At 64.0% G+C, this 26,968-nt stretch carries 21 protein-coding genes and 1 pseudogene; 14 read left to right on the forward strand and 8 right to left on the reverse strand.

The genetic code is table 11. The annotated features are described in order from the left end of the window. Window positions 1–59 precede the first annotated feature (59 nt). The 4 genes from icmF to GJ700_RS04915 all read right to left on the reverse strand — a co-directional run bounded on the left by icmF (window position 60) and on the right by GJ700_RS04915 (window position 10,315). Window positions 60–3,356 carry a fused isobutyryl-CoA mutase/GTPase IcmF gene (gene icmF / locus GJ700_RS04900; RefSeq protein WP_154371508.1) on the reverse strand — a complete coding sequence of 1,099 codons (3,297 nt, stop codon included), beginning with the start codon at window positions 3,354–3,356 and terminating at the stop codon, window positions 60–62. A gap of 203 nt (window positions 3,357–3,559) precedes the next feature. Next, entirely contained in the window at window positions 3,560–7,144 is a 3,585-nt protein-coding gene (locus tag GJ700_RS04905; RefSeq protein ID WP_154371509.1) for an indolepyruvate ferredoxin oxidoreductase family protein, read from the reverse strand. 222 nt (window positions 7,145–7,366) lie between these two features. After that, entirely contained in the window at window positions 7,367–9,310 is a 1,944-nt protein-coding gene (locus GJ700_RS04910) for an acyltransferase family protein (RefSeq protein ID WP_154371510.1), read from the reverse strand. Between the two features lie 69 nt (window positions 9,311–9,379). Further along, window positions 9,380–10,315 (reverse strand): LysR substrate-binding domain-containing protein, encoded by a 936-nt coding sequence (locus tag GJ700_RS04915; RefSeq protein ID WP_154371511.1) that lies wholly within the window; start codon window positions 10,313–10,315, stop codon window positions 9,380–9,382. Window positions 10,316–10,445: 130 nt separating this feature from the next. Here GJ700_RS04915 and GJ700_RS04920 point away from each other — a divergent pair, with 130 nt between their 5' ends. After that, window positions 10,446–11,666: an HD-GYP domain-containing protein gene (locus GJ700_RS04920; protein WP_154371512.1), complete on the forward strand. Its 1,221-nt coding sequence runs from the start codon at window positions 10,446–10,448 to the stop codon at window positions 11,664–11,666. Window positions 11,667–11,672: 6 nt separating this feature from the next. Here the strand turns inward: GJ700_RS04920 and GJ700_RS04925 are convergent, their stop codons facing one another. Further along, window positions 11,673–12,722, reverse strand: coding sequence for a GGDEF domain-containing protein (locus GJ700_RS04925; RefSeq protein ID WP_154371513.1), 1,050 nt, complete (start codon window positions 12,720–12,722; stop codon window positions 11,673–11,675). 410 nt (window positions 12,723–13,132) lie between these two features. Here GJ700_RS04925 and GJ700_RS04930 point away from each other — a divergent pair, with 410 nt between their 5' ends. The 13 genes from GJ700_RS04930 (at window position 13,133) to GJ700_RS04990 (ending at window position 24,808) form a co-directional block, all read left to right on the forward strand. Next, on the forward strand, window positions 13,133–13,312 hold the full coding sequence (locus GJ700_RS04930) for a Flp family type IVb pilin (protein WP_154371514.1): 180 nt from the start codon (window positions 13,133–13,135) through the stop codon (window positions 13,310–13,312). A gap of 47 nt (window positions 13,313–13,359) precedes the next feature. Continuing rightward, complete coding sequence (locus tag GJ700_RS04935) at window positions 13,360–13,893, forward strand: prepilin peptidase (protein WP_154371515.1); 534 nt, start codon at window positions 13,360–13,362, stop codon at window positions 13,891–13,893. A gap of 96 nt (window positions 13,894–13,989) precedes the next feature. Continuing rightward, complete coding sequence (locus tag GJ700_RS04940) at window positions 13,990–15,336, forward strand: DUF8689 domain-containing protein (protein WP_154371516.1); 1,347 nt, start codon at window positions 13,990–13,992, stop codon at window positions 15,334–15,336. After that, window positions 15,333–16,184: a Flp pilus assembly protein CpaB gene (cpaB, locus tag GJ700_RS04945; protein ID WP_154371517.1), complete on the forward strand. Its 852-nt coding sequence runs from the start codon at window positions 15,333–15,335 to the stop codon at window positions 16,182–16,184. The genes GJ700_RS04940 and cpaB overlap by 4 nt, the downstream gene beginning before the upstream one ends. Window positions 16,185–16,193: 9 nt before the next feature. Next, window positions 16,194–17,612: a type II and III secretion system protein family protein gene (locus GJ700_RS04950; RefSeq protein WP_154371518.1), complete on the forward strand. Its 1,419-nt coding sequence runs from the start codon at window positions 16,194–16,196 to the stop codon at window positions 17,610–17,612. After that, complete coding sequence (locus GJ700_RS04955; RefSeq protein WP_154371519.1) at window positions 17,609–17,893, forward strand: pilus assembly protein; 285 nt, start codon at window positions 17,609–17,611, stop codon at window positions 17,891–17,893. The genes GJ700_RS04950 and GJ700_RS04955 overlap by 4 nt, the downstream gene beginning before the upstream one ends. Beyond that, window positions 17,890–19,281, forward strand: coding sequence for a pilus assembly protein TadG-related protein (locus GJ700_RS04960; protein WP_154371520.1), 1,392 nt, complete (start codon window positions 17,890–17,892; stop codon window positions 19,279–19,281). The genes GJ700_RS04955 and GJ700_RS04960 overlap by 4 nt, the downstream gene beginning before the upstream one ends. After that, window positions 19,278–19,757 carry a TadE/TadG family type IV pilus assembly protein gene (locus GJ700_RS04965; RefSeq protein ID WP_154371521.1) on the forward strand — a complete coding sequence of 160 codons (480 nt, stop codon included), beginning with the start codon at window positions 19,278–19,280 and terminating at the stop codon, window positions 19,755–19,757. The genes GJ700_RS04960 and GJ700_RS04965 overlap by 4 nt, the downstream gene beginning before the upstream one ends. Continuing rightward, a complete protein-coding gene (locus GJ700_RS04970) occupies window positions 19,744–20,313 on the forward strand; it encodes a TadE/TadG family type IV pilus assembly protein (protein WP_195763782.1) in 570 nt (189 codons plus the stop codon). Before GJ700_RS04965 ends, GJ700_RS04970 begins: the two co-directional genes overlap by 14 nt. Window positions 20,314–20,323: 10 nt before the next feature. Next, window positions 20,324–21,496, forward strand: a complete 1,173-nt coding sequence (locus tag GJ700_RS04975; RefSeq protein WP_154371523.1) for a CpaE/TadZ family protein — start codon at window positions 20,324–20,326, stop codon at window positions 21,494–21,496. Then, window positions 21,493–22,887 carry a TadA family conjugal transfer-associated ATPase gene (locus GJ700_RS04980; protein ID WP_154371524.1) on the forward strand — a complete coding sequence of 465 codons (1,395 nt, stop codon included), beginning with the start codon at window positions 21,493–21,495 and terminating at the stop codon, window positions 22,885–22,887. Before GJ700_RS04975 ends, GJ700_RS04980 begins: the two co-directional genes overlap by 4 nt. Before the next feature lie 8 nt (window positions 22,888–22,895). Beyond that, window positions 22,896–23,870 carry a type II secretion system F family protein gene (locus GJ700_RS04985; RefSeq protein ID WP_154371525.1) on the forward strand — a complete coding sequence of 325 codons (975 nt, stop codon included), beginning with the start codon at window positions 22,896–22,898 and terminating at the stop codon, window positions 23,868–23,870. Beyond that, entirely contained in the window at window positions 23,867–24,808 is a 942-nt protein-coding gene (locus tag GJ700_RS04990; RefSeq protein ID WP_154371526.1) for a type II secretion system F family protein, read from the forward strand. Before GJ700_RS04985 ends, GJ700_RS04990 begins: the two co-directional genes overlap by 4 nt. Window positions 24,809–24,811: 3 nt before the next feature. On the opposite strand, the gene GJ700_RS04995 is transcribed toward GJ700_RS04990, so the two are convergent. The 3 genes and pseudogenes from GJ700_RS04995 to GJ700_RS05005 all read right to left on the reverse strand — a co-directional run. Next, window positions 24,812–25,573 carry a GIN domain-containing protein gene (locus GJ700_RS04995; protein ID WP_154371527.1) on the reverse strand — a complete coding sequence of 254 codons (762 nt, stop codon included), beginning with the start codon at window positions 25,571–25,573 and terminating at the stop codon, window positions 24,812–24,814. Between the two features lie 48 nt (window positions 25,574–25,621). Beyond that, complete coding sequence (locus tag GJ700_RS05000) at window positions 25,622–25,834, reverse strand: hypothetical protein (protein ID WP_154371528.1); 213 nt, start codon at window positions 25,832–25,834, stop codon at window positions 25,622–25,624. A gap of 180 nt (window positions 25,835–26,014) precedes the next feature. Then, window positions 26,015–26,746: pseudogene (locus GJ700_RS05005) on the reverse strand (isocitrate/isopropylmalate dehydrogenase family protein); the annotation flags it as partial. Between the last annotated feature and the right edge of the window lie 222 nt (window positions 26,747–26,968).

Consider the following 26,968-nt stretch of genomic DNA (forward strand, 5'->3'; position numbering starts at 1 on the left):
AAAAAACGGCCTGCAGGGTCGCCCCTGCAAGCCGTTTCACCAAACCCTGCGGTCAGGAATTACATATTGCGGCGATACTGACCGCCCACCTCGAACAGCGCCGCCGTCACCTGGCCCAGCGAGCAGACGCGCACCGCGTCCATCAGCTTGGCGAACACGTTTTCATTGTCGATCGCGGCTTTCTGCAAGGCGGCCAGTGCCGCCGGCGCCTTGTCGGCGTTACGGGCGTGGAAGTCGGCCAGGCGCGTCAACTGCGACTGCTTTTCATCGTCGGTCGAACGCGCCAGTTCGATCGGGGCCGGCACATCGGACGCCTTCGGATTGCGGAAGGTGTTGACGCCGATGATAGGCAGCGTGCCGTCGTGCTTCTGGTGTTCGTACAGCAGCGACTCTTCCTGGATCTTGCCGCGCTGGTAGCCGGTTTCCATCGCGCCCAGCACGCCGCCGCGTTCGGCGATGCGTTCGAATTCCTGCAACACGGCTTCCTCCACCAGGTCGGTCAGCTCGTCGATGATGAACGAACCCTGGTTTGGGTTTTCATTTTTCGCCAGGCCCCACTCGCGGTTGATGATCAGCTGGATCGCCAGAGCGCGGCGCACGGATTCGTCGGTCGGCGTGGTGATCGCTTCATCGTACGCGTTGGTGTGCAGCGAATTGCAGTTGTCGTAGATCGCGATCAGCGCCTGCAACGTGGTGCGGATGTCGTTGAAGTCGATTTCCTGCGCGTGCAGCGAACGGCCCGACGTTTGCACGTGGTACTTGAGCTTTTGCGAACGGTCGTTGGCGCCATACTTGTCGCGCATCGCCACCGCCCAGATGCGGCGCGCCACGCGGCCCAGCACCGTGTATTCCGGGTCCATGCCGTTCGAGAAGAAGAACGACAGGTTCGGAGCGAAGTCGTCGATGTGCATGCCGCGCGCCAGGTAGGCTTCGACGAAGGTGAAGCCGTTCGACAAGGTGAAGGCCAACTGCGAAATCGGGTTCGCGCCTGCTTCGGCAATGTGGTAGCCGGAGATCGACACGGAATAGAAATTGCGCACCTGGTGGTGAACAAAATATTCCTGGATGTCGCCCATCACCTTCAGCGAGAACTCGGTCGAGAAGATGCACGTGTTCTGGCCCTGGTCTTCCTTCAGGATGTCGGCCTGCACGGTGCCGCGCACGTTTTGCAAGACCCAGTCGCGGATCTTGGCCGCTTCGTCGTCGGTCGGCTGGCGCTTGTTTTCTTCGATGAACTTGTCGACTTGCTGGTCGATGGCGGTGTTCATGAACATGGCCAGGATCGTCGGCGCCGGGCCGTTGATGGTCATCGAGACGGACGTGCTCGGGCTGCACAAATTGAAACCGTCGTACAGCACTTTCATGTCGTCGAGCGTGGCGATGGACACGCCCGAGTTGCCGATCTTGCCGTAAATGTCGGGGCGGATCGCCGGGTCGGCGCCGTACAGGGTCACGGAGTCGAACGCCGTCGACAAACGCTTGGCATCCATGCCTGTCGAGACCAGCTTGAAACGGCGGTTGGTGCGGAAGGCATCGCCTTCACCGGCGAACATGCGGGTCGGGTCTTCGCCTTCGCGCTTGAACGCGAACACGCCGGCGGCGAACGGGAACGAGCCCGGCACGTTTTCCGACATCAGGAAGCGCAGGATTTCACCGTGGTCCTGGTATTTCGGCAGCGAGACCTTGCGGATGCGCGTGCCGGACAGCGTGTGCTGCACCAGGCGGGTACGGATTTCCTTGTCGCGGATTTTCACGACGTAGTCGTCACCCGCATAGGCGGCCTGCATGTCGGGCCACATGGCCAGCAGCTTTTTAGCGCCGCCATCCATCGCGTTGTCGCGTTCCGTGATCAGGCCATCGAGCGTATTCAGGTCGGCGTCCTTGCCGGCGGCCGCCAGCATGCGCTTGGTTTCCTGCAACTGCTGGCGTTCGCGCGCCAGTTGCACCTGTTTATTCGTGTTCTTGTGGTAGCCGCGCACGGTGTCGGCAATCTCCGCCAGGTAGCGCGTGCGGGCCGGTGGCACGATCACGTTCTTGCCGCTGGAGAAGCGCACGCCTGCAGGAGGCAGGATGCCTTCGCGGGTCTTCATGCCGAATTGCGCCAGTTCCGGCAGCAAGGCCTGGTACAGGGCCGTCACGCCATCGTCGTTGAAGCGGGACGCCTGGGTGCCGAACACCGGCATTTCTTCCGGACGCTTGGACCACAGTTCGCGGTTGCGCTGGTACTGTTTCGCCACGTCGCGCAGCGCATCCTGGGCGCCCTTGCGGTCGAACTTGTTGATGGCGATGAAGTCCGCGAAATCCAGCATGTCGATTTTTTCCAACTGCGATGCGGCGCCGAATTCCGGCGTCATCACGTACATCGACACGTCGACGTGCGGCACGATGGCGGCGTCGCCCTGGCCGATGCCGGACGTTTCCACGATCACCAAATCAAAACCCGCCACCTTGCAGGCGGCGATGACGTCCGGCAGCGCCTGCGAAATTTCCGAACCGGCTTCGCGGGTCGCCAGCGAGCGCATGAAGATGCGCGTCTGGCCAGCCCACGGGCCGATCGCGTTCATGCGGATACGGTCGCCCAGCAGCGCGCCGCCGGATTTGCGGCGCGACGGGTCGATTGAAATCACGGCGATGTTCAGGCAATCGCCCTGGTCCAGGCGGATGCGGCGGATCAGTTCATCGGTCAGCGACGATTTGCCGGCGCCGCCCGTGCCGGTGATGCCCAAGGTCGGCGCCGGCAGGTTTTCCGCGGTGGCTTGCAGTTCCGCGCGCAATTCCGGCGTCACCTTGTCGTTTTCCAGCGCCGTGATCAGTTGCGCCAGCGGGCGGTGGCGTTCGGCGATGTCACCCGTTTGCAGCGGCGCCAGCGACGTCGGCGCATATTGCGACAAGTCGCTGTCGCACTGCTGCACCATCCACTGGATCATGCCGACCAGGCCCATACGCTGGCCATCTTCCGGGCTGAAAATGCGGGTCACGCCGTACGCGTGCAGGTCGGCGATTTCTTCCGGCACGATCACGCCGCCGCCGCCGCCAAACACCTTGATGTGGGAGCCGCCGCGCTGGCGCAGCAAGTCCAGCATGTATTTGAAGTATTCGACGTGGCCGCCCTGGTAGCTGGAAATGGCGATGCCTTGCACGTCTTCCGTCAGCGCCGCCGTCACCACTTCATCCACCGAGCGGTTGTGGCCCAGGTGGATCACTTCGACGCCGTTCGATTGCAGGATGCGGCGCATGATGTTGATCGAAGCGTCATGGCCGTCGAACAGCGAAGCGGCAGTGACGAAGCGTACCTTGTTGGCCGGCTTCGCCTGATCAGCGCCAGCGGCGAGTTTTGGTGCGGAGAGGTCGTTCATGGAAATCCTTTGATCTTGGACTGTTCAGGACGTGGTGTCTGAAATTATATGACGTTTACGTTAACGTCAAGTCAAGCAATTCTTTGGCGTTGGTGGTGTGCATGGCGGCAATGTAATTACCGCCCTACGGTACGTGGTATGCATGCCGGAACCCGATACCTCAACTCCGTAGGGCGGGTTTTACAAACCCGCCATGCCAGCCATTACGCGGCGTGTTTGTGGCCGCTATTGAAAATCGCCAACAGCCGCGCTTTCTCGGCGCGGAACTCCGCCACGGCTTTTTCCTTCACGTGGCCGAAGCCGCGGATTTTCTCCGGCAGCAACGCCAGCGCCACCGCCGTGTCATAGTTGTTGGCATCGACTTTGCTCAGCAGCAAGGTCACCAGTTCACGGTACTCGGCAATCAGCGCACGCTCCATCTTGCGCTCTTCAGTGTAGCCAAAGATATCCAGCGCGCCACCGCGCAACCCCTTCATTTTTGCCAGCAGCTTGAAGGCGCTCCACATCCACGAACCGAATTCCGCCTTGACCAGGTGGCCCTTGGCATCCTTTTTCGCGAACAGCGGCGGCGCCAGGTTGAATTTCAGCGAGAAGTTGCCTTCGAATTGCGATTGCAGCTGCTCGACGAAGCGGCCATCCGTGTACAGGCGCGCCACTTCATATTCATCCTTGTACGCCATCAGTTTCGACAGCGACTTCGCCGCAGCCATGGCCAGCTTGTTGCCCAGCTTATTGTCCGCATTAAGGGACATGTCCTTGGCGCGCACCTGCTGCACCAGTTCTTCATACTGGGCGGCGTAGGCGGCGTTCTGGTAGCCGGTCAGGAATTCCACGCGTTTCTTGATGACGGTATCCAGGCTTTGCGGCATTTGCACGATGACGGCTTGCGCCGGGATCGCGGTTTTTTCCACGCGCTTCAGATCCACGGCGGCGCGACGGCCCCACAGGAAGCTCTTCTTGTTGGCTTCCACGCCGACGCCATTCAGTTCAATGGCGCGCAGCAGCGACGCTTCGGTCAGCGGAATGCGGCCGCGCTGCCATGCATATCCCAGCATGAACAGGTTGGCGGCAATCGAATCGCCCATCAATGCCGTCGCCAGCTTGGTGGCGTCGATAAAGTCGGCGGCAGCCGTGTTGCTGTTGTCTTGCGGCGCGCCCACGGATTCGCGGATCAGCGCTTTGACTTCCTGCACCGGGTATTCCCAGTCGCGCTGCTGGGCAAACGTGCCGGGCGGCTGTTCGTGCAGGTTGACCACGGCCAGCGTGCGGCCCGGACGCATTTTCGATACGGCGTCCGATGCGCCGGCGGTCAGCATGTCGCAGCCCAGGATCAGGTCGGCCTCGCCGGTGGCGATGCGCTGCGCGCGCAAGTGGGCCGGCGAACGGGCGATCTTCACGTGCGACGTGACGGAACCGTTCTTTTGCGACATGCCCGTCATGTCCAGCACGGACGCGCCTTTGCCTTCCAGGTGTGCGGCCATGCCCATCAGCGCGCCCACCGTGATGACACCGGTGCCGCCGATACCGTTGATCAGGATGTTGTACGGGTGTTCGCAGTCCGGCAGCGCAGGTTGCGGCAGCACGCCCCAGCCATCGTCCGCGTTCTTGTCCTTCGAGACGCCCGTCTTCGATTTCTTCAGGTTACCGCCTTCGACCGAGACGAACGACGGGCAGAAGCCCTTCACGCACGAATAATCCTTGTTGCACGACGACTGGTCGATGGTGCGCTTGCGGCCGAATTCCGTTTCCTTCGGCAGGATCGATACGCAGTTCGACTGGATGCCGCAATCGCCACACCCTTCGCACACGGCTTCATTGATGACCATGCGCTTGGCCGGGTCGGGGAATTCGCCTTTCTTGCGGCGGCGGCGCTTTTCGGCGGCGCAGGTCTGGTCGTAAATCAGCACGGAAGCGCCGGGCAGTTCGCGCAATTCGCGCTGCACGGCATCCATGTCCTTGCGGTCATGCAGCGACACGATGGCCGGCAGGGCGGAGCGATCGGTATAACGCGACAAGTCTTCCGTTACCAGCGCAATGCGCTTGACGCCTTCTGCCGCCATTTGCTGCGCGATCATCGGCACGGACACGGTGCCGTCGACCGGCTGGCCGCCCGTCATCGCGACGGCGTCGTTGTACAGGATCTTGTAGGTGATGTTGACCTTGGCCGCCACGGCGGCGCGGATCGCCAGGTAGCCGGAGTGGAAATAGGTGCCGTCACCCAGGTTCTGGAACACGTGCGGCACTTTCGAGAACGCGGCCTGGCCGATCCACGGCGCGCCTTCGCCGCCCATGTGCGTGGTCAGCTTGTTGTATTCCGGGTAGATCGACGTGGCCATCACGTGGCAGCCGATGCCGGCCAGCGCGAACGAACCGTCCGGCACCTTGGTCGACGTGTTGTGCGGGCAGCCGGAGCAATAGAAGGCGGGACGGAATGGCGTGTCGATGGCCTTTTTCAGTACCGCGTCTTTCGCATCGAGGAAGGTCAGGCGGGCCTTGATCTGGTCCTGGATATGGGTGTCCGTGATGTACTGCTTGACGCGCGATGCGATCACGCGCGCCACTTGCGACACGGAGAAGTCAGCCTTCGGCGGCAGCAGCCATTCGCCGCGCGGCGCCACCCATTCGCCCTTGTCATCGAACTTGCCGACCACGCGCGGACGCACGTCTTCGCGCCAGTTGTACAACTGTTCTTTCAACTGGTATTCGACGAACTGGCGCTTTTCTTCGACCACGAGGATTTCGTCCAGGCCCTGTGCGAACTCGCGCACGGAATCCGGTTCCAGCGGCCATGGCATGGCGACCTTGAACAGGCGCAGGCCGACCTTGGCGGCCATCTCTTCATCAATGCCCAGTTCTTCCAGCGCTTCCAGCACGTCCAGGTACGATTTGCCGGACGCGATGATGCCCAGCTTGGCATCCGCGGAATCGATGGTGGTGTGATTCAGTTTGTTTTCACGGGCATAGGCCAGCGCCGCATAGATCTTGTAGTCCTGCATCAGCGCTTCCTGGTTGCGCGCCTGCTGGCCCAGCGGGATCGCGGACAGGCGGGCATTCAGGCCGCCTTCCGGCATATGGAAGTCTTTCGGAATCTTCACGTCGACGCGGAATGGATTCGCATCGACCGAGGCCGACGATTCCACCGTGTCGGCCAGCGCCTTGAAGGCCACGGCGCAGCCGGAAAAGCGCGACATGGCCCAGCCGTGCACGCCCAGGTCCAGGTATTCCTGCACGTTGCATGGGTACAGCACGGGGATCATGCAGGCGGAGAAGATGTGGTCGGACTGGTGCGGCAGCGTTGACGAATACGCGCCGTGGTCGTCGCCGGCCACCAGCAGCACGCCGCCGTGCCTGGACGTGCCCGCATGGTTCATGTGCTTGAAGACATCGCCGCAGCGGTCCACGCCGGGGCCCTTGCCGTACCACATGGCAAACACGCCATCGTACTTGGCCGGGCCGATCAAATCCACCTGCTGCGAACCCCAGACGGCGGTCGCCGCCAGGTCTTCATTCACGCCCGGCACGAATTGCACGTTGTGCGCTTCCAGGTGTTTCTTGGCTTTCCACAGCGTTTCATCCAACCCGCCCAGCGGCGAACCGCGGTAGCCGGAAATGAAGCCGCCCGTGTTCAGGCCGGCGGCGTGGTCGCGCACCTGTTGCATCATCGGCAAGCGCACCAGCGCCTGGATGCCGGACAGGAAGATGTTGCCGGAAGTGGCCGTGTATTTGTCGTCGAGTGTGACGGAAGTAAGGCGGTCGGCGGTTGCCGCTGGTGCCGTGGTGTCGGCCATGGTGATGTCTCCAAAAGGGTATTCGGGATCGCCGCCAGTCGTCGCGGTGCGCCGGGTAAGCGCGGGCGGGACAGGCGTATTGCCGCGGGTCTGCGGCATTACAACGTGCTTACGGATAGTTTAGGTCTAAAAAATCCGCATAGCGTGCCAGTTTAATTGGCAAGTTGACGTATACGGAAATACCGTTTCTCGATGGGGGTATAAGAAAAAATTATGGCAGGCTTAGCGGCTGGCATGACGGGTGAACGTTTGCGCCGCCTGCAGCACCTGGTCCGCCACCAGTTCTGCTCCGGCAACGGACAAATGGTTGTCGTCAAAGTAATAGGCAGCGCCGCCCCGGGCGGCGTAGCAATTGCTGTTGTCGCACAAGACTTTGGCCGGGTCGACGATGCGCGCTTCGCGCGGAATCTGGCTCAGCCGCGCATTGGTCCAGGCGCTGCGTGCATCCCACCACGCGCGGCGCACCGACACCACGTCGCTGCGGGGATCGGTCGCGCGGAACAGCAGCTTGTCCATGGGGCGGGCCAGTTCCGGCGCCTGCAGCACGAGGATCACTTGTTTGCCGCTGCCGATGAAATAACGCAGCACGTCAACCAGCGCAGTCCAGCGCTGCTCTTGCTGCGCGGCGCTGAAGTCGTGCGGCAGATGGGGGTACGTCAGTTCATGTACGCCGAATAAATGGGCATTGATACGGTGCGACACCACCACGGTTTCAATTTCCGGATGCTGGCCGATATAGTGCGCGGCTTCCTGCGTCCATTCGGAACAGTGCGGCATTTCCTCCAGCATCGTGCCGAACGACGGCGCGCAGCCGCTGAAAGAAAAATGCTTGAGCTTGATGCCCTGCGGTTGCAGCTTTTCAGCCACTGCATAGGCCAGCTCGATCGCATGGCTGTCGCCGTACGCGGCCCACGTCAGCTTTCCTGCCAGGTATTCGCACGCGGCTTCCGGCTTGCGGTAATCCTTGCCTTCGGTATGGCACGTTTCGCGCTTCGGGCTGGGGTGCGCGGTTTTCAGCACGGCCAACTGTTCCGGCGTCGTGCGCTGTTCCAGGAAGCCGTGCGTGAACTGGCCGCTGAGGCCTGCTGCGGTAAACAGCATGCTGCCGGCCAGGCCAAACGTGAAGACTTGCTTGCGGGCGACGACGCGGCGGGTGCGGAAGGGCGCTTCCACGTATTTCCAGCTGAAGCAGGCCAGCGCCAGTACCGCGGCCACCAGCGCCGCCAACAATGCCGGCGACGGCTCGTCCAGGCTGCGGTGGCGGGCAAAGGCAAACAGCGGCTGGTGCCACAGGTAGGCGCTGTAGCTGACCACGCCGATGCCGACGAAGGGCTTGCTGGCCAATAAGCGTCCGACCCACGTGGCAGGGCGGGCGTACAGGATGATCAGGGCCGCGCCCACGGTTGGCGCCAGCGCATACACGCTGGGGAAGGGCGTATTTTTATCGTAGACGAACAGGGAAAAGGCGATGAGGGCCAGGCCGGCCAGGCTGCCCAGCTGGCGCATCCTGTCGGAAACCTGCGCGTCGATGCTGGTGGTGAAATAAATGGCCGTGAAGGCGCCGATCAGCAATTCCCATGCGCGGGTCGGCAATAAATAAAAAGTGAAGTCCGGCTTGTCATGCACCAGCATTTGCGCGGCGACCAGGCTGGCCAGGCCGATCGCGGCCAGCACTGCCAGCAAGACCCGCTTGCCGGCGCGCCATACCAGCATCAACAGCAAGGGGAAAAACACATAGTATTGTTCTTCGACGGCCAGGCTCCACGTGTGCAGCAAGGGTTTCAGTTCTGTCGCCGTATCGAAATAGCCGCCGGTCAGCCAGAACAGGATGTTGGAACTGAACAGCGTGACGGACACGACGCTTTGCGCGAATCCCTTGGTGTCGGCCGGCGGCAGCCATAACCAGGCGAACGGCAGGCAGGCGGCCAGCACGAAAAACAGGGCGGGCAAGATGCGCCGGGCGCGCCGTTCATAGAAATTCACGATGCTGAATTTCCCGAGCATCAATTCCGCGTAAATGATGCTGGTGATCAGGTAGCCGCTGATGACAAAGAAAATATCGACACCGACAAAGCCGCCGCTGAACAGCTGGAAGCCGGCGTGGAACAGGATGACGGGGATGACCGCGACAGTACGCAAGCCATCGACTTCGGGACGATATTGCATTTCGGATGCTCTATGCGGCGCCGTGCGGATGGCACGAGGTTGAGGTAGTTATTTATTTTACATTAACTTTTACTCACTCAGTGGCAGCAGGCGCGCACCGATCCAGTAGCCGCTCTGGCACAGTTCCGCCGCGACCTGGCAGATCAGGCGGCTGACGGCGGCTGCCGCATTCGTCAGCGGGATGTTTTTCGAGCCGCACAGCACCACAGTGCGGGAAATCGACGGGCTGTGAATGGGCAGCGCGCGCATGGCGCCACGCTCGACTTCCGCCAGCACGGGGGCCACCGGCAAGATCGTGGCGCCCATGCCGGCCAGGATGGCGGATTTCAGGATCGCGATGGAATTGATTTCAATGATGTTCGCTGTCGCCAGGCCCGCGCTGCGCGCCACCGCCTCGATGCGGGGCCGCACGCCGTGCTGCATGCCGGGCAGGATCAACTGGGTGGACAGCGCCTGTGACAGCGCAATGCCGTCATCGGCGGGCGCCATGTCGGTACGGCAAATGTAGCGCAGCTCTTCTTCCGCCAGCGGCGTACAGACGAAGGGCGACAACTGGCCGTCATCGAACAGCACGGCCAGGTTGACCCGGCCCGACTTCAATTGTTCGGCCAGGTTGCCCGTCAATTCCTCCGTCAATTGCAACGTGATTTCCGGGAATTGCGCGCGCGTGGCCGTCAGCAGCGGCAATGCCAGCGCGCCGGAAATGCTGTGTGGCAAACCAACAGTCACACTGCCGGACGGCCGCGTTGCCGATTGCGTGACGGCCGAGCGGGCGTCCGACACTTGCTTGAGGATGGCCAGCGCATGTTCGTAAAACACCTTGCCGGCATCGGTGCTGAGTACGCCCTGGGCCGACCGGTGCAGCAATTGCGCGCCCAGTTCTTCTTCCAGTTGGCGTAATTGCTGCGTCAGGGCGGGCTGTGCGACGTGCAGCATGGCGGCCGCGCGCGACAGCGAACCATGGTCGACGATGGCGACAAAATAGCGGAGCTGGCGTAATTCCATGTAAAGAGTGTTGTGTGCAGGACATAGTGATGAATCCTGCTGGAAACAATTTGTTATACTGATTCTAACGCCTGATCGCTGCATTATTACCTTTTATCACACCCCACATAGCCCGCAGCAGAGTTTTCCTATGCTCAAGAAAGTCGACTCGTCCCAGCTGAAAGTGGGCATGTTCATCCATGATCTCAGTTGCGACTGGATGTCCCATCCGTTCATGCGCAACCGCTTCCTGCTCAGCAGCGAAGACGAGATCCGAAAGATCGTCCAGGCCGGCATCCACGACGTGGTGATCGACAGCGACAAAGGGCTGGACGTGCAGGACGCGCCCACGTTGCAGGAAGCGCAGGAAGCCACCGAGCGGGAATTGACGGAGCTGGCGGCCAAGCCGGTGACGGTGATGCGCGTATCGCTGGGCGAGGAATTGTCGCGCGCGGCGCAAGTGCGCCACCAGGCGTCGTCGCTGGTGCGCAGCGTGATGGCGGACGCCCGCCTCGGCAAGGCCATCGAGATTGGCCAGGTGCAGCCCGTGGTGCAGAACATCACGGAATCCATCCTGCGCAATCCAGGCGCGCTGGTGGGCTTGTTGCGCATCAAGAACAAGGACGATTACACGTTCCTGCATTCGGTCAGCGTCTGCGCGCTGCTGGTGGCGTTCTGCAATTCGCGCGGGATGGCGCCGGAAGTCACGCGCCAGGCGGGCCTGGGCGGCCTGTTACACGATACGGGCAAGGCGCTGGTGCCGGACGACGTGTTGAACAAGCCGGCCGCGCTGACGGATGAAGAATTCGCCGTGATCCGCAAGCACCCGGAAGACGGCTACAACATCTTGAAGCAATCGCCGGAAATCAACGATATCGCGCTCGACATCACGCTGCATCACCATGAACGGTGCGACGGCAGCGGTTACCCGCACAAGCTGAGCGGCACGCAAATCAGCGAACTGGCGCAGATGGCGGCGATTGTCGACGTGTATGACGCCATCACGGCGGACCGCTGCTACCACAAGGGCATGTCGGCGGCCGCGGCGCTGCGCAAGATTTACGAGTGGAGCAAGTTCCACTTCAATCCGCAATATGCGCAGGAATTCATGCGCTGCGTGGGGATTTACCCGGTGGGGACGCTGGTGCTGCTGGAATCGGGCAGGCTGGGCGTGGTGGTGGAGCCGCACGAAACCAATTTGCTGGCGCCCAAGGTCAACGTGTTCTTCCACACCAAGCGCAACGCCTACATCAAGCCGGAAACCGTGGACTTGGCGCGCGGGATTGGGTTTGGCGGCGGCGACAAGATTGTCGGCCATGAGTCGGCCGCCAAGTGGAATGTGGATCCGATGCGTTTCCTGACGCTGGCCTGACCCGGTTTAGAAGAATTCGGCTTCGTCGTTGGATTCGATAGCCTGCAGCAAGCCGCCGCTGACCAGCTCATCGTAGTGGCAAATCATATTGCGGCCATGGCTTTTCGCGTAGTACAGCGCCTGGTCCGCATGGCCGAGGATGATCACGGGTGCTTCATAGGCGCTGATGCTGACGTAGCCGATCGACACGGTGACTTTGCCCACTTGCGGGAATTCATGCGTTTCCACGTTCATGCGGAAACGGTCGATGATGCGGCGGGCGTTTTCCTGCGTGGTCGAACGCAGCAGCACGACGAATTCCTCGCCGCCGAAACGGAATACGCGGTCTTGCGCGCGGAATGACGATTGCAGCAGGTTGGCGATCAGGATCAGCACTTCATCGCCATACAGGTGGCCGAACTTGTCGTTGACGTGCTTGAAATGGTCGACGTCCACCACGGCCAGCCATTGTTTTTCCTGGTCGGAGTGATGGCGGCGCTCTTCTTCGCCGGGCGGCAGCGCCAGCGCATCCTGTTCCGCGCTGCTGGCGGCCAGCATCTTGGCCAGCTGGTCGTCAAAGGTTTTGCGGTTCAGTAAGCCTGTCAGCGAGTCGCGCTCGCTGTAATCCAGCAGATTCTGGAAATTGCGGTACACGCTGACGATACCGCCCACGATGTGGATGGTTTCCGGCGTATACGGTGTGGGGTCGATGATTTCCAGGCAGGTATTGCATTTATCGCCCAGCCAGATCGGCAGCCACAGCGTATGGTTGCCTTCCGCATCGACTTGCTCGGCCGACGCTTCATGGCGGGCGATGCAGGCGGCCAGCGCCGTATAGCTGGACAACGCTTCACCGGCGCTGGCCGGGTCGGTTTGTTCTTCCATGCGGGCGGCTTTGCCGGCGCAAATGATGGCGCGGGAACGGATGAAGGTCTGGCCCTTGACGGTGGTCAGGGTCAGCACGCGCGTCTGCTTGGCATTGGCAAGTTCTTGCACTGCCGAAATTACCGAAATGTCAAGCATGGTGTGATCGCGGTGGCCAGTCATGTCCACCATGTGTTTCAGTAGGGAATCCATCGTCGTTCTCTGATCACACACCCATAGCCTCAAGCATCATACCGAGAGCCCATCATAGCGAGTTTTACCGCAGCTGCAAGGCTCACAGTGCTTGAAAGCATGAGGCCTTTCCGAAAGACAGCTAAGCAGAATAATACCTTTTTGTCTTATAGGCAATTAAAGTCTGAGAATATCTGCTAAAACGCCACGATTTTACGCTGCCGGGTTCTGCCGGAGCGCCCGCCTGTGGAAAAAACGCGGCATTCGCTGCCTGGGCCCTGCGTTCTCACAGTGCAAAAAATTCCGTATGGAAAAAATTGCGCGTAGTCAACGCCGCTTGTACCGCCACGCCTATAGTGGTCTCAATGGCGGCGGCATGGCTGCAGACAGGCTCCGCCAGGTTCCCTCAATCCTTCTGATAGGAGCACATCATGCACTCACTTGTTGCAGCCGTCCGTAATTTTACCGGCGACGAAGAAGGCATTACCGCAATCGAATATGGCTTGATTGCGGCCCTGATCGTGGTGGCCATTTCCACCGCGCTGACCACGCTGGGGACCACCCTCAGTGGCAAGTTCGACACGATCAGGACGACCTTGACCGGCTCATAACCTGTAGCGCGCCGGTGCGGTTGGGCCGGCGCGCCTGGAGTGGCGCCATGCTGAACGCCTTTGAGTTTGCGCTGCTGTGGCTGGTATTGCAAGCCGCAGTCACGGACCTTGCCGTGCGCAAGATCCCCAACGTGCTGGTGCTGAGCGGTTTGCTGCTGGCGCTGGTGCTGCATGGCTGGCTGGGACCGGGTGGCGCCTGGCTGTCCGCCTGGCTGGCCGGCATGCTGACGGGTTTTTGCCTGTTCCTGCCGATGTATATGGCCGGCGGCATGGCGGCGGGCGACGTCAAGCTGATGGCCATGGCGGGCGCGTTTGCCGGGCCCTCGCAGGCTTGCGCTATCGCGTTTGCCAGCATCCTGGCTGGCGGCCTGTTGGGCCTGGGGATGCTGGTCGCCAGTGGACGCTGGCGCCAGGGCCTGGCCAACGTCCGCCAGTTGCTGGTGGCGTGGATGCTGCGGCTGGCCGGTGTCCGCATGCCGCTGCCGGTCCTGGCCGGCGGCGCGTCAGTGGGCGGCATGCCGTACGGGGTGGCCGTGGCCGCCGGCACGGTCGTGACTGTATGGTCGGCGCACGGCGTGTAGCGGGTTTGCCACGCTTGCCGCTAATCAATATCCACTCGGAATGCCAGGGCTAGTATCGCCTTTCCTATAGTTCAGCTCGCTTGAAAGAGGACCGCCATGCTCGATATCGCCACCGTGCTGCCCGCCACCCGCACCGACGAGGATGAGCACACCCCCATCCTGCCGCCGCAGCCGCGCAATGTGCTGGAAACCGGGTTGGAATTGCAACTGATCGTGGAATTGATCGCCAAGGCGATTTTCACGGCGGGCCGCACGCATTTGCCGATCCTGGCCACCAGGCTGCGGCTGTCCGTCAATGTGTTGCGCGAAGCGCTCGATTTCATGGTGGCGGAACAGTTGGCGGAAGTGGCGTGGCGGGGCGACGCCGATATCGACGTGCAATACCAGTTGACGGGCATGGGACGCCAGCGCGCCGGCGTATGGCTGGAGCGGGCGCCGTACCAGGGACCGGCCCCCGTCACGCTGGAGGCTTACCGCGCGATGGCGTCGCGCCAGGCGGCGCGTCTGGCGCTGGGCGGCGTGACGGCGGACGAGGTCGACGCCGTGTTTGCCGATTGCTGCCTCGATCCGGTGGTGCACCGGCTGGCCGGCGCCGCCATGCATGCGGGCCGCTCGATCCTGTTGTATGGCCCGCCCGGCAGCGGCAAGAGCACGCTGGCGCGCAAGCTGGGCGGCTTGTTGCCGGGCGTCGTGCTGGTGCCGCACGCGGTGGCGGTGGGCCAGGAAATCGTGCAGATTTACGATGCGGCCATCCACCAGCCACCGACGCCCCTGGCGGGCGGCCGCCTGCCGCCGGAGCGGCGCAGCGGCGATGCGCGGTGGATGCTGTGCCAGCGGCCCGTGGTGCAACTGGGCGCGGAACTCGACGCGGCCATGCTGGAATTGCGCCACGACGCTTTTTCCGGCTGCTACCAGGCGCCGGCCCATTGCAAGGCCAGCCACGGCCTCGTCATCGTCGATGACCTGGGCCGCCAGCGGATTGCCGCACCGGCGCTGCTGAACCGCTTTATCCAGCCGCTGGACGTCGGGCAGGACCAGCTGGCGCTGGCAGGCGGCTACCAGTTTTCCATGCCGTTCCACGCGATGCTGGTGTTTGCCACCAATCTGCCGCCGCAACGGTTGCTGGATCCGTCGGCGTTGCGCCGCCTGGGCTACAAGGTGCACGTCGGGGCGCTGTCGGAAGGCGCGTATTGCGCACTGTTCCGCAAGCAGTGCCGCGCCGCCAACGTGGCCGTGGACGAAGCGGCGCTGCGCCACCTGGTCGACGAACTGCATGCTGGCAGCGGCCAGCCGCTATTGGCCAGCTATCCGCGCGAAATCCTGGCCCGGCTGGCCGACTTTGCCAGCTATGCGGGGCAGCCGCCGCAATTGACGGTGACGGCGCTGGAACAGGCGTGGTGCAGCATGTTCGCCGCGTCGTCGCCGGAAGGAGGACAGCCATGAAACACCGGCGCGCATTGCTGATGCTGGGGCTGGCGATATTGCTGGGGTTTGCCGCGGTGTTGCTGGCGTCGCGCTGGCTGTTGCGGCAAACACCGGCCGCATCGGGCCGCATCGTGGTGGCGGCTACCGATGCCAGTCCGGGCCAGCGGCTGGCGCCGGACATGATCAAGCTGGCCGAGTGGCCGGTCGGCAGCCTGCCATCCGGTGCGCTGCGCGAACTGCGCAACCTGGAAGGACGGGTGCTGCGCCACCCGGTGCAGCGGGGGGAGCCGCTCAGCGAAGGCAAGCTGGCGCCGGCCGGCGCGTCCGGCGGCCTGTCGGCGCTGATTTCGGAAGGCAAGCGCGCCATCACGGTGCGCGTCAACGACGTGGTGGGGGTGGCGGGATTCGCATTGCCGGGCAATTTTGTCGACGTACTGGTGCACATGCAGACCGATGCCGAAGGTCGCGCGGCGCAGCACGCCATTTCAAAAATCGTGCTGGAACGGATCCTGGTGCTGGCCGTGGCGCAGGAAGTGGGGCGCGACGACACCAAGCCGCGCGTGGTCAATGCCGTCACCCTGGAAGTCACGCCGGCCCAGGCCGAACAGCTGGACCTGGCGCGCAGTGTTGGCGCGCTGTCGCTGGCGCTGCGCAACCAGGTCGACCCGCAGCCGGGCGTGACGGCCGGCGCCACCAAGTTGTCGCTGCTGGGTGTGCCGGAGACGCCGGCCGCCGCGCCGGCCGCACCGCCCGCAGCGCCCGCAGCGCCGCCGCGTCCGCGCGTGGCGCAGGCTGCCGCAAAGCCGGTGCAGCGCCAGTGCATCGCCGTCATCAACGGCGTACACAGCGGCCAGGAATGCTTTTAAGGAGGAGCGATGACCACCACGACTGGAGTGTTGCCGTCGAAGTTGCTGTTGCTGGCTGTGCTGGTGCCATTGCTGGCGGCGGCGCAGGATAACGACGGCGCCGGGCAGACGCGCAGCGGCGGCTTGCGTTGCCGCGGTGCCGCCGGGGCGCCGCTGCGGCTGCAACTACAGCCCGGCAAGTCCGCCATGCTGCCGCTGACGGGGCGGATAGCCGGCCGCAGCATCGGCAATCCGGGCGTGGCGCAGGCCGTGCTGGCGGCGCCCGATACGCTGTATGTGGCCGGGGTGGCGATCGGCAGCACCAACATGGTGGTGCAACTGGCCAGCGGCATATGCCAGCTGGTCGATATCGACGTGGCGCTCGATGCGGCCGGATTGCAGGGGGCGTTGGCGGCCCTGCTGCCGCAAGAGAAAGATGTGCGCGTCACGGCCGCCGCCGATTCGCTGGTGCTGAGCGGCACGGTGTCGGATGGCCCCACGCTGGCGCAGGTGGTGGAACTGGCGCACGCCTATGTGCGCCGCCCCGTGCCGCAACTGGCCACGCCGGGCGCGCCGCCTGCCGGAACAGCCGCAGCGGCGGCCGGCCCGGCGGAGACCGCGCAGGGGCCGCGCGTGGTCAACCTGCTGGCAGTGACGGCGCCGCAGCAAGTGATGCTGGAAGTGAAGATCGCGGAAGTGTCGAAGACCTTGCTGGACAAGCTGGAAACCAGTGTGCTGTTGAAAACCGGCGGCAGCTGGACCGCCACCCTGCTGAGCAACTTCCTGTCCGGCGTGGCGAAAGGCCATCTCGATCTCACCAGCAAGTCGGGCAAGGGCGTGATGATCGATGCGGAGCGCCAGGACAGCCTGGTGCGCATCCTGGCCGAACCGACCCTGGTGGCCGTCAGCGGCCAGGAAGGCAGCTTCCTGGCGGGCGGCAAAATCCTGATTCCCGTGGCGCAGGATGACCGCCGCGTGACCCTGGAAGAAAAGGAATTCGGCGTCGGCCTGCGTTTCACGCCCACTGTGCTGTCGGGCGGGCGCATCAACCTGAAAGTGGCGCCGGAAGTGTCGGAACTGTCGCGCGAAGGCGTCGGCATCCGCGCCGCCGGCCTGTCCGGCCCCGCGATCCTGCCGCTGGTGACCACGCGCCGCTCGTCGACCACCGTGCAACTGAACGATGGCCAGAGTTTCGCCATCGGCGGCTTGATCCGCAACAACCAGAACACCGATATCAAAGGCTTGCCGCTGCTGAGTGAAATACCGGTACTGGGGGCACTGTTCCGCAGCACGGATTTCCTGCACGAGCGCACCGAACTGCTGTTCCTGATCACGGCCCGCCTGGTGCAACCGCAGCAGCCGGGCCAGGCGCTGCCGACCGGGGACATGGCGCCCCCCGGCCGCGCATCGTTATTCCTGGGCGCCCATCCCGCCGGAGGCCAGCCATGAACCCCGCTAACACCTTCGTATCGAAGCTGTTGCGTTACGCATTCCCGGGCCTGTTGCTGGCGGGCTGCGCATCGCCGCCGGCGACCGAGCCTCCGTTCGATTTCGGCGCGGCCTCGCGCGCCGCGTTTGCGCGCCAGGCCGTCGCCCTGCCATCGGCTGCGCCGGTGAGCGGCATCGATGGCGCGGCGGCGCTGTATACGCAGCAGGCTTATCGCAAAAGCTTTGCCGAGCGCCAGCCGCCGGCGCCGCCGCTGGTGATCGGCGTGGGAGCGCAAAAATGACTGCCTTTGCACGGCGCCGCGGCTCCATTTCCATTGCTTTCGCGCTGATGCTGGCCAGCGTGCTGGCGTTTGCCGGGCTGGCGCTGGACATGGCGCAGCTATACAGCCGCAAGCAAGAGTTGCAGCAACTGGCTGACGCCGTTGCGCTGGCGGCGGCGCAATCACTGAATGGCACGGCGGGCGGGATCGACAGCGCCGTGCAGAAGGCCGGGACGATCGCCGCTGGGTACCACTATGCCTACATCAAGCCGGTGGCATGGAACAGCAATGCGCTGTCGTTTGCCGCCAGTGCCGATGCGACGGGCAGTGAATGGCAGGACGTGGCCGGCGCCACCGCCAGTCCCGCTGGCTTGCGTTATGTGCGGGTCGATACCAGCAAGCTGGACGGCATCGGCGACGTGGCGACGCCGTTTTCCGCCGTGCTGGGCGCGGTGTACGCATCGGCCAGCATGGCCGCGCAGGCGGTGGCGGGCCGCAGCGGCGTCGAAGTGGCGCCGCTGGCGGTGTGCGCGATGAGCGCGACGCCCGACGCGGCGCGCGCCAATGGCCTGGGCGACACGGAATGGGTGCAATACGGTTTCCGCCATGGCGTGAGCTATAACTTGCTGAACCTGAATCCCGCCATCGGCGCCACGACACCGGAATATTTCCTGGTCGCGCCGCAAGCCGGTTCCGCCGATACGTCCGACAGCAAGGTAGGCCCGTACCTGTGCAGCGGCAGCATGGCGCGCGATACCGTCACGGGCGCGACGGTGACGGTGGGCAGACCGGGCGCCTTCACCTTGAGCGGGCACCTGAATACGCGCTTCGACGTCTTTCCGGCGCCGTCGCCCTGCACCGCGCGCGGCACGCCGCCCGATACGAATATCAAGTCCTACGCGGTGCCGAACTGGATGGCGGCGCCGACTGCATCCCATGCGCAGCCGGGCGCCACCGGCGCGGGCCAGAAGCTTGACACGGTGGCCGACCGCACCGCCGCCGCTGCCACGACCACGGCCGCCAGTTATGGCGCGCTGTGGGTCTATGGCGGCGCCAAGCGCTTTGCCGGGGCGCATGATCCGATTGCCAAAGCCCAGTGGCAATACCTGTACCCGGTCGGCGGCGGCAGTACGCCGGCGGCGGCCGGCAACCTGGGCGTGTCGCCCTACCTGTCGCCTGCGCTGGGCCAGTCCGCCAGCCCGGTGAGGGCAGGGCGCAAGCTGCGCCGCCTGGTGTTCATCCCGCTGCTGGCCTGTCCCGTGGCGGCCGGCGCCAGCGCCCAGGCGCAGGTGCTGGCGGTGGCGCGCTTCCTGTTGACGGCGCCGGCCAGCGCCACCGCGGTCAGCGCCGAATTTGCCGGCGTGGTCAGCGAGCAGTCGCTGGGCGGCATGGTGGAGTTGTATCAATGACGCGCCGCGTTTTTCGTTGCGTTGCGCCCCGGCGCGCCCGGCGTGGCGTGGCGGCGATCGAACTGGCGCTGGTCCTGTGCGCCAGCGTGCTGCTGGCGCCTGCCTTGCTGTCGATCGGCACTGTGTTCCTGAACTACGTGGCGCTGCACAAGGCCGTGCACGAGGGGGCGCGCGCCATGGCCGCGTTGCCGCCGCAGGCGCTGGGCAACAATGCCGCCATTGTCCAGGCGCGGGCCGCGACCGCGGCCCTGGTGGTGGCGACGGCGCAGCAGGCCGGCCTGGCGACGCCGCTGACGGCGGACATTGTCTTTGTCGGTTGCGACGGCGTGATCTGCAACGCGTTGCCGGCATCGACCGTCACGGTGTCCGCGTCGGTCAATGTGCCGATGCTGCCCGGCCTGTTCAGCACGGTGACCAGCGACACGCTGCAATTACAGGCGATACATACGATGCGCTATGGCTATGCGACCAATTGACCGCAAGCGCCGCACGGGGGCGCTGGCGGTGGAATACGCGCTGGTATTGCCGGTCTTCCTGCTGTTCGTGTTCCTGCTGCTGGAGACGGCGCGTGCCGTCTACCTGTGGAACACGGTGCAGGAAGTGACCCGGCGGGCCGCGCGCGCCGCTGCCGTCACGGATTTTTCCTGTCCGGCGGCAATGAATACCGTGCGCCGCCATGCCATCTTCCGCGACAGCGACGGCGTGCTGCTGCTGAGCGGCGGCATCACGCAAGACCACGTGGTGATCGATTACCTGTGGCAGGACGATACGGGGCAGTTGCAGCCGCTGGCCGCCGCCGCGCTGGCGGCGGACCCGGCGCAGAACCGCATCAATTGCATGGCCAGTCCGGGCGGCGGCAATTGCATCCAGTTCGTGCGGGTGCGTATCTGCAGTCCGGATGGCTGCGCACCCGTGCCTTACCTGCCCATGCTGTCCTGGCTGCCGTTGCCGGGCATGACAGTGCCGACGGCGGCCACGGTGGTGCGGGCCGAATCGCTGGGATACCGCACCAGCGCCAAGCCATGTTCGTGACGGAGGACCCATGAAAGCCTTGATCATCAGCCATGACCGTGATTTGCAGGCGGAAATCGCCGCGCAGGGTTCCGCACGCATGCCTGCCGTGGAAGTGCTGGCGGTGCGGCAAGGCATGCGCGATGCGGTGGAGCGCCTGTTGCCGGATTCGCCCGGCCTGGTGGTGCTGGACGCCAGCGAACTGGCGCCCGCCGAAGCGGAATTGCTGGAACCGCTGGCGCGCCATTATCCGCGCGCGTCGTTCATGCTGCTGACGCGCGCGCCGCAGCAGGATTTGCTGATCCGCGCCATGCGCGCCGGCATGCGTGAAGTGCTGGCGCTGCCGCTCGACCACCGCGCTTTCCACGATGCGATGGACCGCATCGAAGTCGACGCCGGTATCACGCACATGCGCGACGGCAAGGCCTTGGCGTTCATCTCCTGCAAGGGCGGCAGCGGCGCCACGTTCCTGTCGACGAACTTCGGCTATGCGCTGGCGGAACTGGGCGGCTGCAAGGTGCTGCTGATCGATTTGCACGGGCAGTTCGGCGACGCGACCTTGTACGTGTCCGACCAGAAGCCGGTGATGACCCTGTCCGATATCTGCGCGCAGATCGGCCGCATGGACGGCGCGTTCCTCGATTCCTGCCTGGTGCACGTGGCGCCCGGCTTTGGCGTGCTGGCGGCGGCGGATGATCCGGCCCAGACGGTGGACATGAAACCGGACCACATGGACATCATCCTGCGCGTGGCGCGCCAGCATTACGATTACGTCCTGCTGGACGTGGGGCGGCAGATCGATGCGCTGTCGCTGCGCGCGCTGGACCACGCGGACAATATTTATCCCGTGCTGCAACTGGCGCTGCCCGATATCCGCGATGCCCGCCGCCTGCTCGACATTTTCCGCTCGCTGGGGTATCCGAACGAGCGCATCCGCCTGATCGTCAACCGCTATGAAAAAGGCGGCAAGCTGCGGCTGGCCGACCTGGCTTCCGCACTGGGTGCGGAAGTGGCGCACACGGTGCCCAACGATTACATGGCGGCGACGGATTCGGTCAACCAGGGCGTGCCGCTGCTGCAATTGTCGCGCAGCAGTCCGCTGGCGCGCAGCCTGGGCGAGCTGGTGGAACTGGTCACCGCGCGCCGCATCCCGGAAAGCAAGGGCTTGTTTGACCGGTTGTTTGGACGCGGGGAGGATATATGAGCCTGCGGGAGCGTTTGGCCGGCGCCGACGACGGCCGCGTGGGACATGGTGCAGGGCATGGCGCGGCGCATGGTATCGCTGCGGGAAGCGGTCCCGCGCTGACGGCCTGCCTGCCGGATGCGGCATACCAGGAATTGCGCAAATCCATGCATCAGGCGATCCTGGATCGTATCGATCTCGAACGCCTGAAGAAACTCACGCAGGAACAGTTCCGCCATGAACTGGCGCTGCTGGTGCAGCGTGTGATCGAAGATGAACGCATCGTGCTGAACCAGCACGAACGGCACCGGCTGGTGCTGGACATTCAGAATGAAATGCTGGGCTTCGGACCGCTGGAGCCGTTGCTGGCCGATGCCGGCGTGTCCGACATCCTGGTCAATACGGCCAGCAAGGTGTACGTGGAGCGGGGCGGGCGGCTGGAATTGACGGCGGTGACTTTCCACGACAATGCGCACCTGATGAAGATCATCGAAAAAATCGTGTCGCGCGTGGGACGGCGTATCGATGAATCGAGCCCGATGGTCGACGCGCGCCTGCCCGACGGTTCGCGCGTCAACGCCATCATTCCGCCGCTGGCGATCGACGGCCCGATGCTGTCGATCCGCCGCTTCGCTTCCAGCCCGCTGACGATGGCCAACCTGCTGGCCTATAAAAGCGTGACGCCGCCCATGGTGCAAGTGCTGGAAGCGCTGGGCCAGGCCAAGATCAATATCCTGATTTCCGGCGGCACCGGCAGCGGCAAGACCACGCTGCTGAACGTGCTGTCCGGCTTTATCCCCGGCTGCGAGCGCATCGTCACCATTGAAGACGCGGCCGAACTGCAATTGCGCCAGCCCCACGTGGTGCGGCTGGAAACGCGCCAGCCCAACATCGAGGGTAAAGGCGAAGTCACGCAGCGCGCGCTGGTGCGCAATGCGCTGCGCATGCGGCCGGACCGCATCATCCTGGGGGAGGTGCGGGGCGCGGAAGCGATCGACATGCTGCAAGCCATGAATACAGGGCACGAAGGATCGCTGGCGACGATCCACGCGAACTCGCCGCGCGATGCGCTGGCGCGGCTGGAAAACATGGTGGGCATGGCGGGCGTGCAGTTGACGCCGCGCGCCATGCGGCAGCAGATCTGTTCCGCCATTACCGTCGTGATGCAGGTGTCGCGCCTGACGGACGGCGCGCGCAAGCTGGTCAGCTTGCAGGAAGTCACGGGCATGGAAGGCGACATGATCGCCATGCATGAAATCTTCCGCTTCGAGCAGGATGGCATCGATGGCGCGGGCAAGGTGCTGGGGCGCTTCCGCGCCACCGGCGTGCGGCCCCGCTTTGCCGAGCGCTTGCGCATGTATGGCGCGCCGGTGCCGGACAGCGCGTTTGATCCCGACAAGTTTTACGAATAGGAGGCAGTATGGACCTGGTGTTTTCCGCTTTCACGGTATTGCTGTTCGCCGCCGTGATCCTGGCAATCGAAGGGGCCTGGCTGTGGTGGTCCGGCAGCCATGGCGGCGCGGCGCAGCGCATTGCGCGCCGCCTGCAACTGATGGCGGCGCGCGCTGACGGCAGCGAACGCGTGACGATCCTCAAGCAGCGCCGCTACAGCGCGCAGCCCGTGCTGGACGGCTGGCTGCGGCGCACGCCGCACATGGACAAGCTGGACCGCTTGCTGCTGCAGGCGGGCATGGACTGGACGGTGGCGCGTTTTGGCGCCATGCAGGGCGCGCTGCTGCTGGCCGCGCTCTGGCTGCCGGCCATGCTGGGAGCGCCATGGATGGCGCGGCTGGCGGCGCTGGCAGCGGCTGCGGCGGGACCGGCGCTGTTGCTGTTGCAGGCGCGCGAACGGCGCATGCGCAAGCTGGAAGCGCAGTTGCCGGAAGTGGCGGACTTCCTCGGCCGTGCATTGCGCGCGGGCCATTCGTTTGCCAACGTGCTGCAAATGGTCGGCAATGAAATGCCGGAACCCACCGGCAGTGAATTCCGCATGGCGTATGAGGAAATCAATTACGGCGTGCCGATGAATGAAGCGCTGCACAACCTGGCCGCGCGCATCCCGCTGACGGACTTGCGTTACATGGTGATCGCCGTGCTGATCCAGCGCGAGTCGGGCGGCAACCTGGCGGAATTGCTGGACAACGTCAGCGCCATGGTGCGCGCGCGCCTGAAACTGATGGCGCAAGTGCGCGTCTTTTCCGCCGAGGGACGGATGTCGGCATGGATACTGGGCTTGCTGCCGCTGGGCGTGATGGCGCTGATGTCGTTGCTCAATCCCGGCTACGTCAGCGTGCTGTGGACCGATCCCTACGGTGAGCAATTGCTGTGGTATGCGGCAGGCGCCATGCTGACCGGCGTGTTGTGGATGCGCAGCGTGATCAGGATACGCGCATGAATACCCCGGACATGGCTTTCCTGTTGCTGGTGTTCGTGGTGGTCGTGGCCGCGGTGATGCTGGCGCTGTGGCTGTTCGCACCGGATGCCGTGCGCGCCCGTCTGAACGGCCAACTGAATGACCAGCCGGGCGATGCTGCGCTGGCGCCGGGGGAAGGGCAGGGCAACTGGATCGAGCGCATTGCGCGGGTGGCGCAGCCGTTGACGCGGCTGTCGCTGCCGGAAGAGGGCTGGGAACAGTCGCCGCTGCGCACCCGCTTCATCACGGCGGGCTGGCGCCAGCCTTCCGCGCCCACGCTGTATTTCGCCGCCAAGACCATGCTGGCGCTGCTGCTGCCCGCTCTGGTGGCAGTGCCGGCGGCAGGCGCTGTGCCGCAGCGCGCATGGTTGCTATTGCTGCTGGGGGGCGCCGCGACGGGCTATTATCTGCCCAATGTGGTGCTGGCGCGTACCGCGTCGCACCGCCAGCGGGAAATTTTCGAACACTTGCCGGACGCGCTGGATTTGCTGACCGTGTGCGTGGAAGCGGGCTTGAGCCTGGAGCGGGCGCTGGTGCGGGTGGCGGCGGAAATCCACATCAAAAGCGTGGCGCTGGCGCAGGAGTTGCAACTGACCCTGATGGAAATGCGCGCCGGCTTCAGCAAGGAAAAAGCGCTACGCAATCTGGCGCTGCGCAGCGGCGTGGAAGACATGGATACCCTGGTGGCGATGTTGATCCAGTCGCAGCGCTTTGGCACCAGCATGGGGGATTCGCTGCGCATCCATGCGGATAACCTGCGCGCCAAGCGCAGGGTGATGGCGGAGGAGGCTGCGGCGAAAATCGGGCTGAAACTGTTGTTCCCGCTGATCTTCTGCATCTTCCCCACGTTGATGCTGGTGCTGCTGGGCCCGGCAGCGCTGCAAGTGGCGCGCGTGCTGATGCCGGGAATACTGAAGTAGGACTTAGTTCCAGGCCACGCTGCCCATGCCGCGCGCCGTCGAGCTGCGGTTGGCCGGCTTGCCGTACACGGTGGCCGAGCCCATGCCGGACAGGCGCAGGTTGGCCGACGTTTTTGCGTACACGGTGGCGCCGCCCAGGCCCGTCATGTCGACGTCGACGCTGTCGGCGCGCAGCGCCTGTGCATCGAGGCTGCCGATGCCGCCCAGCTTCGCGTTGAGGTTCCTGCTCTGGCCGCTGATGACGATCTGGCCCGCGCCTTTCAGGTTCAGGTCGACGCGTTCCGCATCGCCCGCATTGACCGTCATGCTGCCCACGCCCGTCAGGCGCGCATCCATGTGCTTGTAGCGCGACGCCATGTTGACGGAGCCGGCGCCCTCCAGCGACAGGCGCATATCGTCGCCCGTGAAACCCGACAGTTCGGCCGAACCCACGCCGGCCGACACGAATTCGCGCAAGTTCGGCAAGGTCAGTTCGGCGCGCAGGTTGCCATTGCTGAAGTTGACGCCGCGCAGGTCGGTACCGATGCGCAGCGTATCGCCGCTTTGCACCACCGTGATTTTCGGCACGTAGCGCTTGTCGCCGGACACCACCAGCGACGGCGTATTGCCCTGTTTCAGGTTCAGGCTGATGATCCCGTCCAGCACCACTTTGACGGCCCGTGCATCGACCGTGCGGATCTCGCTGATGACTTCATCCGCCACGGCCAAGCCGTGTGCCGCGTACAGGGAAACTGCCATCATGGTGGCGCTGATAAATTTGTTCATCGTTCTGCTCCGGATTCGGTGGTGCTGCGGTGGTGGCGTGCTGCGGTATTAATTGGCGAGCGCTGCTTTTTCAGCGGCGCTCAGCCGTTTGGCGGTGATGACCACCACCTGCATTTTGCCGGCGGAAGCTGGCACGGCGTGGGCGGTGGCGGCGATGTGTCTGGTGGCTGGCACGGCTGCAACAGCGGTGGTGACCAGCGTGGCGCCTGCCAGGGTGGCGGCTGCGAGGAAGATGGCTTCCATGTTTTTAGCGATGTTCATTTTCGGCTCCTTGTGTGTATGTCGTTTCGTTGAGTGAACTATAGACAAGGGGGCCTGGCAGTACTATCGGCGTGCGATGAACTGCATTTTTTGCGACATGAACCGTATAAAAACGCCGACCGGCGTATTGAGGCGGGACAGGCGGCGTGCACGCCGCCTGTGATGTCGATCAAATGGCGATTAAATCAGGGCGGCGATAGCCGTGCCCATCTCGGTCGTGCTGGCCTGGCCGCCCATGTCCGGCGTGCGGGGACCTTGCACCAGCACGGTTTCAATCGCGTGCATGACGGCGTCGTGCGCGGCCTTGTACGCGGCTTGATGCGTGGCGTCGTCCTGGCCGAGGAAGTCCAGCATCATGGCGCCGGACCAGATCATGGCAACCGGGTTGGCAATGTTGCGGCCATAGATATCCGGCGCGGAACCGTGCACCGGTTCGAACAGCGATGGGAACACGCGTTCCGGGTTCAGGTTGGCCGACGGTGCAATGCCGATGGTGCCGGTACATGCCGGGCCCAGGTCGGACAGGATGTCGCCGAACAGGTTCGACGCCACCACCACGTCGAAGCGTTCCGGGCTCAGCACGAAGCGCGCCGCCAGGATATCGACATGATATTTATCCCAGCGCACGTCCGGGTACTGCGCGGCCATGGCTTCCACCCGTTCATCCCAGTACGGCATGCTGATGGCGATGCCGTTCGATTTGGTGGCGGACGTCAGGTGTTTTTTCGGCCGCGACTGCGCCAGGTCGAACGCATATTGCAGGATGCGGTCCGTGCCCTTGCGGGTGAACACGGCTTCCTGCAGCACGGTTTCCCGTTCCGTGCCTTCGAAAATGCGGCCGCCGACAGACGAGTATTCGCCTTCCGTGTTTTCCCGCACCACGAAGAAATCGATGTCGCCCGGCTTTTTATTGGTTCTTCACGGATTGCCGGGATGAGCATGCCGTAAACGCAAGAGAGCAGTAAGGAAGAGTTATTGTGTTTGTGCGACCAAACCCAAAAACTAATCCACTGCTCTCATGGCAAATCATAGTCTCAGCCTCCCATTCTGGGAAGGCTTTCTCGTCTCATCCATGGATGTTGAGGGCAATCAGCTGCAGGTGCGCCTGATCGCTGATCCGCAGTTCCCGCTGAT

The sequence above is a fragment of the Pseudoduganella rivuli genome, assembly GCF_009674485.1.
GTDB classification, from domain to species: Bacteria; Pseudomonadota; Gammaproteobacteria; order Burkholderiales; family Burkholderiaceae_D; genus Rugamonas; species Rugamonas rivuli_B.

Excerpts from the sequence above, each read along its gene's own strand:
- icmF (WP_154371508.1), bottom strand. The coding sequence starts at position 3,356 with ATGAACGACCTCTCCGCACCAAAACTCGCCGCTGGCGCTGATCAGGCG.
- GJ700_RS04905 (WP_154371509.1), bottom strand. The coding sequence starts at position 7,144 with ATGGCCGACACCACGGCACCAGCGGCAACCGCCGACCGCCTTACTTCC.
- GJ700_RS04910 (WP_154371510.1), bottom strand. The coding sequence starts at position 9,310 with ATGCAATATCGTCCCGAAGTCGATGGCTTGCGTACTGTCGCGGTCATC.
- GJ700_RS04915 (WP_154371511.1), bottom strand. The coding sequence starts at position 10,315 with ATGGAATTACGCCAGCTCCGCTATTTTGTCGCCATCGTCGACCATGGT.
- GJ700_RS04920 (WP_154371512.1), top strand. The coding sequence starts at position 10,446 with ATGCTCAAGAAAGTCGACTCGTCCCAGCTGAAAGTGGGCATGTTCATC.
- GJ700_RS04925 (WP_154371513.1), bottom strand. The coding sequence starts at position 12,722 with ATGGATTCCCTACTGAAACACATGGTGGACATGACTGGCCACCGCGAT.
- GJ700_RS04930 (WP_154371514.1), top strand. The coding sequence starts at position 13,133 with ATGCACTCACTTGTTGCAGCCGTCCGTAATTTTACCGGCGACGAAGAA.
- GJ700_RS04935 (WP_154371515.1), top strand. The coding sequence starts at position 13,360 with ATGCTGAACGCCTTTGAGTTTGCGCTGCTGTGGCTGGTATTGCAAGCC.
- GJ700_RS04940 (WP_154371516.1), top strand. The coding sequence starts at position 13,990 with ATGCTCGATATCGCCACCGTGCTGCCCGCCACCCGCACCGACGAGGAT.
- cpaB (WP_154371517.1), top strand. The coding sequence starts at position 15,333 with ATGAAACACCGGCGCGCATTGCTGATGCTGGGGCTGGCGATATTGCTG.
- GJ700_RS04950 (WP_154371518.1), top strand. The coding sequence starts at position 16,194 with ATGACCACCACGACTGGAGTGTTGCCGTCGAAGTTGCTGTTGCTGGCT.
- GJ700_RS04955 (WP_154371519.1), top strand. The coding sequence starts at position 17,609 with ATGAACCCCGCTAACACCTTCGTATCGAAGCTGTTGCGTTACGCATTC.
- GJ700_RS04960 (WP_154371520.1), top strand. The coding sequence starts at position 17,890 with ATGACTGCCTTTGCACGGCGCCGCGGCTCCATTTCCATTGCTTTCGCG.
- GJ700_RS04965 (WP_154371521.1), top strand. The coding sequence starts at position 19,278 with ATGACGCGCCGCGTTTTTCGTTGCGTTGCGCCCCGGCGCGCCCGGCGT.
- GJ700_RS04970 (WP_195763782.1), top strand. The coding sequence starts at position 19,744 with ATGCGACCAATTGACCGCAAGCGCCGCACGGGGGCGCTGGCGGTGGAA.
- GJ700_RS04975 (WP_154371523.1), top strand. The coding sequence starts at position 20,324 with ATGAAAGCCTTGATCATCAGCCATGACCGTGATTTGCAGGCGGAAATC.
- GJ700_RS04980 (WP_154371524.1), top strand. The coding sequence starts at position 21,493 with ATGAGCCTGCGGGAGCGTTTGGCCGGCGCCGACGACGGCCGCGTGGGA.
- GJ700_RS04985 (WP_154371525.1), top strand. The coding sequence starts at position 22,896 with ATGGACCTGGTGTTTTCCGCTTTCACGGTATTGCTGTTCGCCGCCGTG.
- GJ700_RS04990 (WP_154371526.1), top strand. The coding sequence starts at position 23,867 with ATGAATACCCCGGACATGGCTTTCCTGTTGCTGGTGTTCGTGGTGGTC.
- GJ700_RS04995 (WP_154371527.1), bottom strand. The coding sequence starts at position 25,573 with ATGAACAAATTTATCAGCGCCACCATGATGGCAGTTTCCCTGTACGCG.
- GJ700_RS05000 (WP_154371528.1), bottom strand. The coding sequence starts at position 25,834 with ATGAACATCGCTAAAAACATGGAAGCCATCTTCCTCGCAGCCGCCACC.